The following is a 13,813-nucleotide window of genomic DNA, read 5'->3' as shown; positions in this document are numbered from 1 at the left end:
GCCGGATCAGAAGGTTCCGATGTTCGAGAACATCCAGTACCAGAACGCGATGAGGGCGGCCATGGCGCCCCATGCGATGGCGAGGCGGGCGATCTCCTGCCACATGGTGTCTCCTCCGGTTATCGGGCCGCGATACCTCGCAGCGCGGTGTGGACGAAGTTGTCCAGCAGCGCGGTGCGGATCTGATCCGCGCCGCGACTCGTGGTCAGCAGGGCGTAGAGGCTGAGCAGGAAGTAGACGGCGCTGTGGAACGCGTCGACATCCGCGTCGGCCTCACCGGCCTGGCGCGCCCGCTCGATCTCCTGGACCACCAGCACGATCACGCGGTGGTCGGTCCATTCGTCGTCGAGTGGGCGGTTGGAGGAAAAGTGCAGGGCCAGAACATCTTTGAAGAGCAGTCGGCCGAGCCGCTGTTCCACGGCCACGATCACCCGGACCACCTCGTTCAGCGCCTCTTCGAGGGTGTGGGGGGTCTGCAGGAATGTGGCGAGCTCGCGTCCGGCGGATTCCTCGGCTTGGCGTTCGAGCTCGAACAGCACGTGCTCTTTCGTGGGGAAGTGGAAGTAGAACGTGCCGTGTGCGACGCCGGCCGATCTGATGATGGCGCCGACGTCGGCATCGGCCATTCCCGCGCGCTTGAACTCGGTGATCGCGGCATCGAGAACCCGCTGGCGGGTTTCCAGCCGTTTGGCTTCTCGCAGCGATGGTTTGGCGGTGGCGCGGGTCATGGTGGCTCAAGTTGTACTCGAGTCACTGACCAGAGTCAATGACTTGAGTCAGTCGTATTCACAGGAAATTGCCCGTTAGGCAAACTTGCCCGGTGTGCAAAATCATCGGTACCGTGGCGGCATGCCCGAATCCGGCGCAACCGGTCTGCGCGAACAGAAGAAGCTCGACACCCGTCGGGCGCTCAGCGACGCGGCGCTGCAGCTGGCGTTCGACCGCGGCGGGCTGGATGCCGTCACTCGCGAGGAGATCGCGGCGCTGGCGGGAGTGTCCCTACGGACGTTCAACAACTACTTCAGCGGCAAGTACGAGGCCCTGGCTTATCGCATTGCCGAGCGGATGCAGCGCAGTGTCGCGACGTTCCGGTCGCGGCCGGCCGACGAACCGCTGTGGACGTCGATCATCGTGGCCGTGACGGGCACGCTGGAAGAAGAGATGGTCGACATCACCGGTGCCGACCTCATCCCGGACCGCCGCGAACTCGTCGAAGTCCGAAAACTGCTGATGCGCACCGAGGTTCGCAATGCGGTGCCGCAGATCCTCTATCAGGACTGGGTGGCGGCCATCGCCGAGCGAACGGGCCTCGGCCCTGACGACATGTACCCGCGCCTGGTGGTGGCCGTGGTCCGCGCGGTCGGAGATACCGCGATGGAGGCGTACGCCAACGCCGATCCGCCGGTGTCCATCACGCAGCTGATGCGCGCGGGTTTCGATGCCGTGATCGCCGGGCTGCCTGAACCGAACAGAACGAAGGAGTGAGCATGCCCGCTGACGTCGTGATCTCCGGCGCCGGACCCAACGGCCTGATGATGGCCTGCGAACTCGCCCTCGCCGGCGTCAAACCCGTCGTGCTCGACGCGCTGCCCGGGCCCGGCGACGAGCCCAAGGCCAACGGCCTTGTCGGACAAGTGATCCGGCAGCTAGACATGCGTGGCCTCTATCAGGCATTCACGGGCGATCCCCACGTGCCGCAGCCCGCTTACGGCTGGATGTTCTCCGGCCTGCCGCTGAATTTTGTTGGCATCGAGAGCAATCCGATGCGGGCGCTGCTGATGAAGCAGCCCCGATTGGTCCAGCTGCTGTACGAGCGGGCCCAGACTCTCGGGGTCGAGGTGCGGTGGGGACACGCCGTGACCGCCCTGTCGGCCGGGCCTGACGGCGTCACCGTCGAGGTGGCCGCGCCCGACGGTGCCTATGTGCTGCAAGCCGATTGGCTGGTGGGTGCCGACGGCGGCCGCAGCACCGTCCGCAAGCAGTCGGGTATCGGCTTTCCTGGACACACGTCGCCGACGGTGGCCCGGCTGGCGCACGTGCGCATCGCCGACGAGTTCCGCGGCCCCGACGGCGAGCTCGACGTACCGGGATTCGGACGGATTCCTTTCGGACACAACCGCTATGACACCGGCATGGTGATTTTCTTCGAGGCGCACGGAGACCCGCCGATGTTGGGCACCCTGGAGTTCGGTTCGTCGCCGGACGACGCGCCGGGGGAGTTGACCTACGACGAACTGCGGCAGAGTCTGCGTCGAGTGCTCGGGGTCGACGTGCCGTTCGAGCTGCCGGACGGGCCTGGTCCGTTCGCGAGGCGCCGCGTCGACGGCCAGAACACCCGGCAGGCCGACGCCTACCGGTCCGGTCGCATTCTGCTGATCGGTGATGCCGCACATGTGCATTCGGCAATGGGTGGTCCCGGGCTGAACCTCGGTCTGCAGGACACCCTGAACCTGGGCTGGAAGCTGGCTGCTGTCATCAATGGCTGGGCGCCTGAGGAATTGATCGACACGTATGAGTCCGAGCGCTATCCGGTGGGCGAGCGCGTCATGATGCACTCACTGGCCCAGATCGCCCTCACTGCACCGGGACCCGAGGTGCGCGCCTTGCGCACGCTTCTCGGTGAGCTCTTCCAGCTGCCCGATGTCACCGCGCACATGGCCGGACTGCTGGCGGGGGCGGACGTTCGCTACGAGATGGGCGGCACCCCCCACAGCCTGACGGGGTTCATGGTGCCGGACGAGAGGCTGGACGACGGTCGCCGGCTCACCGAGCTTCTGCACAGCGGCCGGGGCGTGGTGCTCGACCTGTCCGGAGGTGCGGCGGCCCCAGTCGCCGCACCGTGGGACCGCCGCGTCGACACGGTGGTCGCCGCCATGGCCGACGGGCCCGCCGCCATGCTGATCCGTCCCGACGGCTATGTCGCCTGGGCCGCAGACACTTTCGGCGCGGCCGATGCCGACGACCTGCGTGCGGCCCTGCAGCGCTGGTTCGGTCCGGCTGAGGATGTCGGTGAATGAGTGTCGCATGTCAGCTGAGATGGCAGCAATGACAAGATTCTGAGGACCGGACGCGGGTCCACGACGGTTCGCTATCGTCCGACTACGAGCTTATCCGTGCCCGCGTCACCGTCGTGCGGGCCGCGTGTTGCCTTGGCGCGGTTGGTCTTCACTGTCAGCCAGACCGCTGAGATCAGAAAGTAGATCGCGCCCATCGCGGCATATCCGGCAAGGGTCTTGGCCGATCCGATGGTCGGCGTGTGGGCCTGGGTGATGAACAGCCCGCCGACGAGCGCCGATTGGCCGCCGCTGAGGGCCATTGCCCACTGCGCGCCGACTTTCCAACGTCGAATGGCGGTGATGAGTTGCAACAAACCGGCTAGGGTGGCCCACGCACCGAAGACTGCGAGTACCCATGTCGTATCCGCGAACAGGGCGTAGGCGGCCACGACGGTGACGATCAGACTGACCACAACGTTGATCGACTGGTTTTGCGCCAGTCCGCCGCTTCGCGCGGCATCCCAGAAATTGGCCGAGGCGTCCCATAGTGGATAGAGGATGAGCCACCCCACGGCCAGCGGCCGGCTGTGCTGCGCGAGCGTCAGCGCGACGGCTACCCAGGCGAAGGAGAAGGCTGCGCGAACGAAGTAGTAGACCTTCAACCACTGCTCACATTCGGTTTCCGACGGGCTTGCTTGATGGATTGACACGGTGGTTTCCTCTCAGTGGGCTGAATGGCCGCGACGAATCGGTTTCGGCGGTGCGCCGCGTTGCTGACCGGCGATGGATGACGCGTCGCAAACTTGTTCGTCGCCGGCGCTGTCTCGGTGGTGGTCACTAAGTCGCCGTCGGTGCGCTGCCCGTGGCGTCGAGCCGGTTGACCAGAGGGGTTACGACGGTGGCGAACGTTGCGGCGTCGCCGTAGGCGCGGGCGGACAGCATCGCGCCGTGCACGGTGGCCATGAACATTTCGGCATCGACGCGGGGGTTTGTCTCGATTCGAATCAGATTCTGTTCGGCGCCCCGTTCGAGAACCGAGGCCAGCCACGCCGACAGCGCGCGAAAGTGGGCGGTCACCTCGTCGGCGACTTGTTCTGGGAGCGAAGGTAGTTCGGCGGCCAGGAGGGCGCAGACGCAAAATGGATGGGTCGCGTCGGCGATGCAGGTTCGCCAGAAATCGGCGTAGCTTCGGAGCATGCCGGCCGGATCGCCGACGTGGCGTTCTATCTCCGCGATTCCGGCGAGGGCCTCCTGCCGGTAACGGCTCACCAGCGTCCGGACCAGATCGGCCTTGGTGGGGAAGTGGTGGTGAATGCTCGGCTTGCGTATGCCGATTTCGTTCGCGATGTCTGCGTAGCTGAAGCCGTTGTAGCCGCCGGCAATTATGAGTCTCTCTGCGTGAGTGAGGATTTCGTCTGCTGTCGACGGAGTTGGGGACACAGGATCAGCCTACCTACTAGTAGGTAGGCTGGCAAGGTGAAGGTGTGGACTCCGTTTGGGCTCGTGTGATCAGCCTGCGGCCGCCGACCGGATCGCGGTCCTTGTTGACGAATTGTTAGGCACCAGACATTATTGTCTGGTGCCTAACAAAGTGGACGTGGCTCCTCACGACACAATCGGCGCTTGGACCAAACGGTGCTACTTGGCGGCGCGGGAGGCGATGGAGGACGCTCTGCGACCTCACCACCTCGGAGCGACGCAGTGGTACGTACTGCACCAACTGATAAATGAGGGTCCGACCAGGCAGCGCGACTTACAACGCATCCTTCGGGTCGAACGCGCGACACTGAGCACCGTCGTCGGTGTGTTGGTGCGCAAGCGTCTTGTCGTGCAGGAACCCGACACGGTCGACCAGCGTCAGAAGGTGTTGCGTGTCACCGCATCGGGAGAGGCGTTGTGGAGCGAGCTACCTGACTTGGCGCACCTCAATTCGGTGGCGTTCGACGGAATCAGCGCCGAAGACGTCGATGTCGTCGTGCGTGTGCTCCGCACTGCAACCGAGCGGCTCGAAGCGTCAATCCGAAAGGCTCGGTGAGATGAAGATTCTCGTTACCGGTGCGACCGGCCTGGTCGGTGCTCGACTCGTGCCGCGTCTGATTGCCGATGGTTTCGACTGCCGCGCCGTGGTGCGCCGGCCTGGGTCGGCGCCCGATGGGGCCACCGAGGTGGTGGCAGATCTATTCGACGGTGACTCGCTGGCGACGGCGGTGCAGGGTGCCGGGGCGATCGTCCACCTGGCCGCGGCCTTTCGTACCACCGATGCCGACGTCATATGGAAGACGAACCTCGAGGGGACCCGTCGCCTCATCTCCGCCGTCCGCCGGCACGTGCCTCAGGCCCGTTTCATCATGGCCAGCACCGCTCACGTCTACGGAAAGAATGGCGGGCGGCCCGGTCGTGAAAGCGATGCGACAGACCCCACGTTGGCGTACCCCGCAAGCAAGGTCGCAGCCGAGAACGAGTTGCGCCGTAGCGGTTTGACGTGGTCGATCCAGCGGTACGGATTCATCTACGGCGACGGGGACGGACACCTCGAAGCGCTGGGGGCGCTCGCGGCGGAGGCGGGATTGCACCCGGCCTCGCGAATGAGCCTGATCCATCATCGCGATATCGGAACGGCAATCCGACTTGCGCTGACGGGCGCGCTGGACGGCCGCATCGTGAACATCGGTGACGAGGCGCCGGCGACGCTTTACGAACTCGTCGAGCTGACCGGGGGTCTCATGGAGCCGTCGGCGCAGGCGCTGGAGAACCCATGGCACCTACAGATGGACGGCTCCCTGGCTCGCAAACTCGGCTTCAGGCCCGTCATACGCACGATCCATCAAGCTGTCGAGCAGGGCGTGCTGTGAACATCTGGCCGCAAATGCCGGTCAGCGCCTGAGCGCGCGGCGCGCGACGCCCGGGTGGGCGGCGAGCCGTGGGCCGAGCAGCAGGGCGAAGATCGCCACCGCGAGCCACGGCCGCAGGTGCGGGCGCAGCCGCTGGATCAACCCCGCATCGTCGAGTTCGAACACCAGGGCATCGGTGATGGTGAGCCCTGCGATGCGCCCGCGGCTCACCGCGACGCACGTGCGTCCGTCGCCGATGACGTTGTCCCACTCGAGGTTTCGCATCCTGGCGTAGACCGCGGTCAGCAGGACCCGGAGGTCGTCGCGGCCCCGGAACACCATGCGCCCGGACAGCGGGGAGACCAGCTCCGCGTCGGGCGCGAGGGCGGCGATGAACCCGTCGACGTCGCCGCTGCGGGTGGCCGCGCAGAACGTCGCGACGGAGTCGGTGCTGGTCGTCATCAGAACCCCCTGAGCGTCACTTGTTATTTGCAACCCACCTAATCAGAGTCCATTGCAGAAAGCAATGGACTAGGCTGATGCGGTGTCCAAACAGTCCTTCGGTGACATCTCCTGCTCGATAGCGCGGACGCTCGACGTGGTGGGCCAACGGTGGACGGCCTTGGTACTGCGGGACCTGTTCGCGGGGATGGCCCGGTTCGAGGACATCCGCCGTGATCTCGGCATCGCGTCGAACGTCCTGGCTGCGCGTCTGGACGACCTGGAGCGCCACGCGATCGTCGCCCGGCGCCAATATCAGAGCGCGCCTCCGCGTTTCGAGTACGTCCTCACCGACAAGGGGCGCGAGCTCTACCCGGTGATCGTGACCCTGCTCGCGTGGGGTGACAAATGGACTGCCGGGGAAGACGGCCCCCCGGCGCTACTCGTGCATGGCGAATGTGGCTGTGTCACAACGGCGAAGACCGTCTGCGCCGAATGCGGCGGGGAACTCGGGGCGCTGACGACAACCGCGGTGCCCGGGCCTGGGGCGCGCGTCGGCCCGGGCACGGCAGTCATCGGAACATTTCTGGCTCCCGGCGAGCCGAGTGCCTAGGCCAGCGTCGCCCGCACGCAGTGCGTGACGTACGGCAGCGCCAACCCGGTGCTGCTGGCCAGCGCCGGGTGCGTGTTCAGCAGCTCGCGTACCTCGCCCAGCACCTTGCGGCGCACGTCGGCGGGTGAGGTGATGCAGTAGCTCCGTGACGCCACGAGGTCCAGAAGCGCTTGCGGCGTAAGGTAACTCGTCCACTCGAAGCGGTGCGTCTCGATGTCGGTGAAGCCGCCGCACAGTGAGTCGGCCGACGGATCGTGTTCGCAGCCGATGATGCGGTTCAGTTCCTTGACCCAGCCCAGCCGCTCGTCGCGGATGTTCCAGAGCAGCCCCAGCCGGCCGCCCGGCCGCAGCACCCGGGCCACTTCGGCGGCGGCCCGCTCCGGGTCGAACCAGTGCCAGGCCTGGGCCACCAGGACCGCGTCGACACTGTTGTCGGGCAACGGGATTTCCTCGGCCGTGCCCAGCAGGGCCGGCACCGACGGCAGTGACCCGCTGAGCACCTCGAGCATCTCGGGGATGGGGTCGACGGCCGTGACCGACAGGCCGCGCTCGGCCAGCCGGACGGTCAGCTTGCCGGTACCGGCGCCGAGGTCGAGGACGTCGACGGCGCCGGCGGGCAGCAGCCAGTTGATGGACTCCGGCGGATACGACGGGCGCCCCCGCTCGTAGGCAGCGGCCTGCTCTCCGAAGGACAGCGAGCGTTCGCCGGTCACCGCGAGGCCAAATCCAGTGTCTGGCGGATCAGCAGGCCCACCTTGTCGGTCTCGACCAGGAATCCGTCGTGGCCGTAGTCGGATTCGATGACCTCGAGACCCGGACAGCCCGGCAGCAACGCGGCCAGCTCTTCCTGCAGCCGAATGGGATACAGCCGGTCGGAGGTGATGCCCCCGACGATCACCGGCACCGGACAGCTGGACAACGCCGCCGCGACCCCGCCTCGTCCGCGCCCGACGTCGTGACTGCTCAGCGCGTCCGTCAGCGCCACATAGGTGCCCGCGTCGAACCGCGCTGCCAGCTTGCGGCCCTGGTACTCCAGGTAGCTCTCGACCGCGTACAGGCCGTCGCCAGAACTCTTTTCATGGTTCTGCGCGGTGTTGCGGAACCGGTCGTCGAGTTCCTTCTCGCCGCGGTAGGTCAGGTGCGCGAACCGGCGGGCGATCTGGATGCCGTCGTCCGGGGTACGTCCCGTCAGGTAGTAGTCGCCGCCGTTCCAGTTCGGGTCGGCCTTGATGGCCGCGACCTGTGCGCACTGCGTGCCGATCTGGTCGGCGGTGGCGCGCGCGCCGACCGCCAGCACCAGCCCGGCCCGCACCGTGTCGGGATGTCCCACAAGCCATTCCAGCGCCCGCGCGCCGCCCATGGAGCCGCCGACGACCGCGGCCACCTGGGTGATGCCGAGGGCGGCCAGGGCCGCCAGGTCGGCGTTCACCTGGTCGCGCACGGTGATGGCGGGAAACCGTGAGCCCCAAGGCTTTCCGTCGGGAGCCAGCGAGCTCGGGCCGGTCGACCCGCGGCAGCCGCCGAGCACGTTGGTGGCGATGGCGCACCAGCGGTCGGTGTCGATCGGCGCCGCCGGGCCGGCGACGCCGTCCCACCAGCCGCCGGTCGGATGGTCGGGCCCGGCCGGGCCGGTGACGTGGGAGTCACCGGTCAGCGCGTGCAGCACCATCACGACGTTGTCGGCGGTGGGGGACAGCTCGCCCCAGCGCTGCACCGCGATGGACACGTCGGGCAGCACGATGCCGCTCTCCAGCGTCAGCGAGCCGATGTTCACCACACCGGTCTCGCCTTCGGCAGGCAGCCGTGGCGCTGCGGATATGTCAGACACGGGCACGTCGATAATCGTCACACCAAGGCCGCCTCTCGGTCGGCACCCCCCACCGATCCGGCGGCAGCGAAGCCCTGCTCCAGGTCGGCGAGGATGTCTTCGATGCCCTCGATGCCGACGGCCAGGCGCACCAGACCCGGGGTGACGCCGGAGGCCAGCTGCTCCTCGGCGGTCAGCTGCTGATGCGTGGTCGACGCGGGGTGGATCACCAGCGACCGCACGTCACCGATGTTGGCGACGTGGCTGTGCAGCGTCAGCGCGTTGACGAACGCCTTGCCCGCCTCGACGCCACCGGTCAGTTCGAACGACAGCACCGCACCGGTGCCCTTGGGGGCCAGCTTGCGGCCCAGCTCGTACCACGGCGACGACGGCAGGCCGGCGTAGTTCACCGAGAGCACGTCCGGGCGGCCCTCGAGGTACTCGGCGACCTTCTGCGCGTTGGACACATGGCGTTCAACGCGCAGAGACAGCGTTTCCAATCCCTGCGCGATGAGGAAGGAGTTGAACGGCGCCGCCGCCGAGCCCAGATCGCGCAGCAGCTGCACGCGCGCCTTGAGCGCGTAGGCCGGTGCGCCCAGGTCGGCGAACACCACACCGTGGTAGCTCGGGTCAGGTTCGGTGAAGCCGGGGAACTTGCCGTTGGTCCAGTCGAACGTGCCGCCGTCGACGATGACGCCCGCGATGGCCGAGCCGTGCCCGCCCAGGTACTTGGTGGCCGAGTGCACGACGATGTCGGCGCCGTGGGCCAGCGGCTGGATCAGGTACGGCGTGGCGACGGTGTTGTCGACGATCAGCGGCACGCCGTTGTCATGCGCGACGCCCGAGACGCCGGGGATGTCCAGGATGTCGATCTTCGGGTTGGAGATGGTCTCGGCGAAGAACGCCTTGGTGTTCGGCCGGACGGCGGCGCGCCACGAGTCCAGATCGTCGGGGTCCGCCACGAAGCTGACCTCGACGCCGAGCTTGGGCAGCGTGTAGTGCAGCAGGTTGTAGGTGCCGCCGTACAGCCGCGGCGAGGCCACGACGTGGTCGCCGGTGCCGGCGATGTTCAGGATGGCGAAGGTGGCGGCAGCCTGACCCGACGACAGGAACAGCGCGGCCACGCCGCCCTCGAGAGCGGCGACGCGCTGCTCGACCACGTCGGTGGTCGGGTTCATGATGCGGGTGTAGATGTTGCCCGGCTCGGCCAGCCCGAACAGCGCGGCGGCGTGGTCGGTGTCGCGGAACGTGTACGACGTCGTCTGGTAGATCGGCAGCGCCCGGGCATTGGTGGCGCTATCGGGGCTCTGACCTGCGTGGATCTGCTTCGTCTCGAAGCTCCAGCGCGCGGTGGGGTCGATGGCCTCAGTGGTCATGTTAGGGGTGTCTCCTGTGAGTTTTTGGGTACGACGAATGGGTGCGCGAACTCGCACGAATCACAGACAGCGACGCATAGGAAGCCTCCACTCACCCAGTCATCCGGGTCCGTGGTGGCGGACCCGCGCTTGCCTCGCAGCCGATGTACGACTGCTCAACCTGGTCGTCTCCCGGGGCACCCCACCGCGGATGGAGGGTTGCCGGCCAGCAAGCCGGGGCTTGACGCTGGCACTCATGACCGGACTCGAGGGTATCTCAAGAGCCTGGGCAACTGCTAGCTGGTGCCGTCCGGTGGGCGGGAGACGGCGTGTCGGTGTCGGTCTGGTTCGCGCAGCCTGTCGGTATCGATCCAGATCTGTGCATGACAGACCGGACCACCGGAAACCTGCCCCGCCGGTCACGGTAGTTTCGTAACCGTCGTGCGACGGGGTAGTCATGTGCAGACGCCGGACTCGACATAGATTTTCGTACGTACCGTCCGTGACGCCGGGAGAGTGACCATGAGTGGCGAGAAACCATCCATCATCTACACGTTGACCGACGAGGCGCCGCTGCTCGCGACGTACGCCTTCCTGCCGGTTGTCCGCACCTTCGCCGGCGCCGCCGGTATCGACGTCCAGACCAGTGACATCTCGGTGGCGGCCCGCATCCTCGCCGAGTTCAGCGACTACCTGACCGATGAGCAGAAGGTCCCCGACAACCTGGGTGAGCTGGGCCGGCTGACGCAGGAGCCCGACACCAACATCATCAAGCTGCCCAACATCAGTGCCTCGGTGCCGCAGCTCGTCGCCGCGATCAAGGAGCTCAAGGAGAAGGGCTACAACCTGCCCGACTACCCGGGTGACCCGAAGACCGACGAAGAAAAGGCGATCAAGGATCGCTACGGCAAGTGTCTCGGCAGCGCGGTGAACCCCGTTCTGCGCGAAGGCAACTCGGACCGTCGTGCCCCGAAGGCGGTCAAGGAGTACGCCCGCAAGCACCCGCACAGCATGGGCGAGTGGTCGCAGGCGTCCCGCACGCACGTCGCCACCATGAAGACCGGCGACTTCTACCACGGCGAGCAGTCCATGACGCTCGACAAGGACCGCCGCGTGAAGATGGTCCTGAAGACCAAGTCCGGCAAGACAATTGAGCTCAAGCCCGAGGTCAAGCTCGACGCCGGCGACATCATCGACTCGATGTATATGAGCAAGAAGGCGCTCATCCAGTTCTACGAGGAGCAGATGGAGGACGCCTACAAGACGGGCGTGATGTTCTCCCTGCACGTCAAGGCGACCATGATGAAGGTCAGCCACCCGATCGTGTTCGGTCACGCCGTACGCATCTTCTACAAGGATGCATTCGCCAAGCACCAGAAGCTCTTCGACGAGCTGGGTGTCAACGTCAACAACGGTCTCTCGGACCTGTACGACAAGATTTCGACGCTGCCCAAGTCGCTGCACGACGAGATCGTCGACGACCTGCACAAGTGCCACGAGCACCGTCCCGAGCTGGCCATGGTCGACTCGGCCCGTGGTATCACGAACTTCCACTCGCCGTCGGACGTCATCGTCGACGCCTCGATGCCGGCCATGATCCGGCTCGGCGGCAAGATGTACGGCGCCGACGGAAAGCTCAAGGACACCAAGGCCGTCAACCCCGAGTCGACGTTCTCCCGGATGTACCAGGAGATCATCAACTTCTGTAAGACGCACGGCCAGTTCGACCCGCGGACCATGGGCACTGTGCCGAACGTCGGTCTCATGGCGCAGAAGGCCGAGGAGTACGGCAGCCACGACAAGACCTTCGAAATTCCGGAGGACGGCGCCGCCAACATCGTCGACATCGACACCGGTGAGGTGCTGTTCACCACGAACGTCGAAGAAGGCGACATCTGGCGCATGCCCGTCGTGAAGGACGCGCCGATCCGCGACTGGGTGAAGCTGGCCGTCACGCGGGCCCGGCTCTCCGGTATGCCGGTGGTGTTCTGGCTGGACCAGGAGCGTCCGCACGAGGCCGAGCTGCGCAAGAAGGTCGCGACCTACCTCAAGGATCACGACACCGAGGGCCTCGACATCCAGGTGATGTCGCAGGAGCGCGCCATGCGACACACCATCGAGCGGGCCATGCGCGGTCAGGACACCATTGCCGCGACCGGCAACATCCTGCGCGACTACCTCACCGACCTGTTCCCGATCCTGGAGCTGGGCACCAGCGCCAAGATGCTGTCGATCGTGCCGCTGATGGCCGGCGGCGGCCTGTACGAGACCGGCGCCGGCGGTTCGGCGCCCAAGCACGTGCAGCAGCTGGTCGAGGAGAACCACCTGCGCTGGGATTCGCTGGGTGAGTTCCTGGCCCTGGGTGCGAGCCTCGAGGACCTGGGCAACAAGACCGACGACGCCAAGGCTCTGCTGCTGGCCAAGACGCTGGATGCCGCCACCGGAAAGCTGCTGGACGAGAACAAGAGTCCGTCGCGGCGCACCGGTGAGCTGGACAACCGCGGCAGCCAGTTCTACCTCGCCATGTACTGGGCGCAGGCCCTTGCCGAGCAGACCGAGGACGCCGAGCTGGCCGCCAAGTTCGCTCCGCTGGCCAAGACGCTGGCCGCGAACGAGGAGAAGATCGTCGCGGAACTGGCTGCGGCACAGGGCAGCCCGGCCGACATCGGCGGCTACTACTACCCGGACCCGGAGAAGACCTCGGCGGTGATGCGGCCGAGCGCGACCTTCAACGCCGCGCTGGCTTCCGCCCAGGAGTAATTCCGCTCGAACGTGAGCTTGGGTGTCGATTTTTGGCACCCAAGCTCACGTTCGTCGTTTCCGGCCTGTCGTACCCCGACGTTAAGGTTCTGCTTCGTGATCGTCACCACCATCAACGTCAATGGCATCCGCGCCGCGGTCAAAGAGCGCTCGGCGGAGAACCTCGGGCTGCTGCCGTGGCTGAAGGACACCAGGTCCGACGTCATCTGCCTGCAGGAGACCCGGGCCGACGACACGCAGCTGACGCAGGCTCTGGCGCCTGCTCTCGACGCGGGGTGGCAGCTGGCGTCGGCCGAACCGTCGGCCAAGGGCCGCAACGGGGTGGCGGTGTTGTCGCGGGCGCCGATCACCGCGGTGCGGGTCGGGCTCAGTCCGGACTGCGAATTCGTCGCGCACGGGCGGTATGTGGAGGTCGACACCGACGGTGTCACGGTCGCCAGTGTGTATGTGCCCACCGGTGAGGCCGAGACCGACAAGCAGGTGGAGAAGGAGCGCTTCATGGTGGCGCTCGCCGGTCGCATGGCCGAGCTGACCCGCAAGCGCCGCGATGTGGTGATCTGCGGCGACTGGAACATCTGCGCGACGGAGCTGGACCTGAAGGCGTGGAAGGCCAACGTCAAGAAGTCCGGGTTCCTGCCGAGTGAGCGGCAGTGGCTGGCCGAATTGATGGCCTCCGGCTGGACGGACGTGGTGCGTGAGCTGCACCCGGACGTCGCCGGGCCGTACAGCTGGTGGTCGTGGCGCGGCAAGGCGTTCGACAACGACGCCGGGTGGCGCATCGACTACCACCTGGCCAATGCCAAGCTGGCGCCCAAAGCCGTTGCGGCGCGGGTGGAACGGGCCGCGGCGTACGCGCTGCGCTGGTCGGACCACGCGCCGGTGACGGTCGAGTACAGCTGATCTGGCGGCCGGTTCGGTGACCAGCCTCCTGCAACAGTCCGCGCCCGGAGTCGTCAGCTTCGGCTGACATTGTCACCATGTGCTGACTGTGTCAGCCGATGCTGACAGGT

14 protein-coding genes and 1 riboswitch are annotated in these 13,813 nt (G+C 66.5%); of the genes, 7 read left to right on the top strand and 7 right to left on the bottom strand.

Going from position 1 to position 13,813, the window contains the following annotated elements; genetic code table 11:
* Positions 1–119: 119 nt before the first annotated feature.
* The gene (locus ACZ5IQ_RS21830) at positions 120–728 is read right to left on the bottom strand and encodes a TetR/AcrR family transcriptional regulator (RefSeq protein ID WP_318986846.1); all 609 of its coding nucleotides are present in this window, start codon (positions 726–728) and stop codon (positions 120–122) included.
* Positions 729–849: 121 nt separating this feature from the next.
* Here ACZ5IQ_RS21830 and ACZ5IQ_RS21825 point away from each other — a divergent pair, with 121 nt between their 5' ends.
* Positions 850–1,485 carry a TetR/AcrR family transcriptional regulator gene (locus tag ACZ5IQ_RS21825; RefSeq protein WP_464480263.1) on the top strand — a complete coding sequence of 212 codons (636 nt, stop codon included), beginning with the start codon at positions 850–852 and terminating at the stop codon, positions 1,483–1,485.
* A gap of 2 nt (positions 1,486–1,487) precedes the next feature.
* Positions 1,488–3,017 carry an FAD-dependent monooxygenase gene (locus ACZ5IQ_RS21820; RefSeq protein ID WP_464480262.1) on the top strand — a complete coding sequence of 510 codons (1,530 nt, stop codon included), beginning with the start codon at positions 1,488–1,490 and terminating at the stop codon, positions 3,015–3,017.
* A 71-nt stretch (positions 3,018–3,088) separates the two neighbouring features.
* Here ACZ5IQ_RS21820 and ACZ5IQ_RS21815 read toward each other — a convergent pair whose 3' ends face one another.
* Positions 3,089–3,658, bottom strand: a complete 570-nt coding sequence (locus ACZ5IQ_RS21815) for a DUF308 domain-containing protein (protein WP_464480261.1) — start codon at positions 3,656–3,658, stop codon at positions 3,089–3,091.
* Between the two features lie 175 nt (positions 3,659–3,833).
* The gene (locus tag ACZ5IQ_RS21810) at positions 3,834–4,436 is read right to left on the bottom strand and encodes a TetR/AcrR family transcriptional regulator (RefSeq protein ID WP_464480260.1); all 603 of its coding nucleotides are present in this window, start codon (positions 4,434–4,436) and stop codon (positions 3,834–3,836) included.
* A 220-nt stretch (positions 4,437–4,656) separates the two neighbouring features.
* Here ACZ5IQ_RS21810 and ACZ5IQ_RS21805 point away from each other — a divergent pair, with 220 nt between their 5' ends.
* Together ACZ5IQ_RS21805 and ACZ5IQ_RS21800 are read left to right on the top strand one after the other, a co-directional pair.
* Positions 4,657–5,031, top strand: coding sequence for a MarR family winged helix-turn-helix transcriptional regulator (locus ACZ5IQ_RS21805; protein ID WP_464481499.1), 375 nt, complete (start codon positions 4,657–4,659; stop codon positions 5,029–5,031).
* A 1-nt stretch (position 5,032) separates the two neighbouring features.
* Positions 5,033–5,848 carry an NAD-dependent epimerase/dehydratase family protein gene (locus tag ACZ5IQ_RS21800; protein ID WP_464480259.1) on the top strand — a complete coding sequence of 272 codons (816 nt, stop codon included), beginning with the start codon at positions 5,033–5,035 and terminating at the stop codon, positions 5,846–5,848.
* 21 nt (positions 5,849–5,869) lie between these two features.
* Here ACZ5IQ_RS21800 and ACZ5IQ_RS21795 read toward each other — a convergent pair whose 3' ends face one another.
* Complete coding sequence (locus ACZ5IQ_RS21795; RefSeq protein ID WP_464480258.1) at positions 5,870–6,289, bottom strand: nuclear transport factor 2 family protein; 420 nt, start codon at positions 6,287–6,289, stop codon at positions 5,870–5,872.
* An 82-nt stretch (positions 6,290–6,371) separates the two neighbouring features.
* Between ACZ5IQ_RS21795 and ACZ5IQ_RS21790 the strand changes: the two genes are divergently transcribed.
* Positions 6,372–6,881 (top strand): winged helix-turn-helix transcriptional regulator, encoded by a 510-nt coding sequence (locus ACZ5IQ_RS21790; protein ID WP_318986850.1) that lies wholly within the window; start codon positions 6,372–6,374, stop codon positions 6,879–6,881.
* On the opposite strand, the gene ACZ5IQ_RS21785 is transcribed toward ACZ5IQ_RS21790, so the two are convergent.
* Genes ACZ5IQ_RS21785 through ACZ5IQ_RS21775 form a run of 3 tightly spaced genes read right to left on the bottom strand, consistent with a single transcriptional unit; the run spans position 6,878 to position 10,064 of the window.
* Positions 6,878–7,594: a class I SAM-dependent methyltransferase gene (locus ACZ5IQ_RS21785; RefSeq protein WP_464480257.1), complete on the bottom strand. Its 717-nt coding sequence runs from the start codon at positions 7,592–7,594 to the stop codon at positions 6,878–6,880. The two genes, ACZ5IQ_RS21790 and ACZ5IQ_RS21785, sit on opposite strands and share 4 nt — an antisense overlap.
* Positions 7,591–8,730, bottom strand: a complete 1,140-nt coding sequence (gene metX / locus ACZ5IQ_RS21780) for a homoserine O-acetyltransferase MetX (protein WP_318986852.1) — start codon at positions 8,728–8,730, stop codon at positions 7,591–7,593. The genes ACZ5IQ_RS21785 and metX overlap by 4 nt, the downstream gene beginning before the upstream one ends.
* The gene (locus ACZ5IQ_RS21775) at positions 8,727–10,064 is read right to left on the bottom strand and encodes a bifunctional o-acetylhomoserine/o-acetylserine sulfhydrylase (protein WP_464480256.1); all 1,338 of its coding nucleotides are present in this window, start codon (positions 10,062–10,064) and stop codon (positions 8,727–8,729) included. Before ACZ5IQ_RS21775 ends, metX begins: the two co-directional genes overlap by 4 nt.
* A gap of 120 nt (positions 10,065–10,184) precedes the next feature.
* Positions 10,185–10,305: riboswitch (SAM riboswitch) on the bottom strand.
* A gap of 260 nt (positions 10,306–10,565) precedes the next feature.
* Between ACZ5IQ_RS21775 and ACZ5IQ_RS21770 the strand changes: the two genes are divergently transcribed.
* Positions 10,566–12,803 carry an NADP-dependent isocitrate dehydrogenase gene (locus tag ACZ5IQ_RS21770; RefSeq protein WP_212806709.1) on the top strand — a complete coding sequence of 746 codons (2,238 nt, stop codon included), beginning with the start codon at positions 10,566–10,568 and terminating at the stop codon, positions 12,801–12,803.
* A 96-nt stretch (positions 12,804–12,899) separates the two neighbouring features.
* A complete protein-coding gene (locus ACZ5IQ_RS21765; RefSeq protein WP_212806708.1) occupies positions 12,900–13,703 on the top strand; it encodes an exodeoxyribonuclease III in 804 nt (267 codons plus the stop codon).
* Positions 13,704–13,813 lie beyond the last annotated feature (110 nt).

Source organism: Mycobacterium toneyamaense (assembly GCF_055384815.1).
This window is presented reverse-complemented; position numbering and strand designations above follow the sequence as displayed.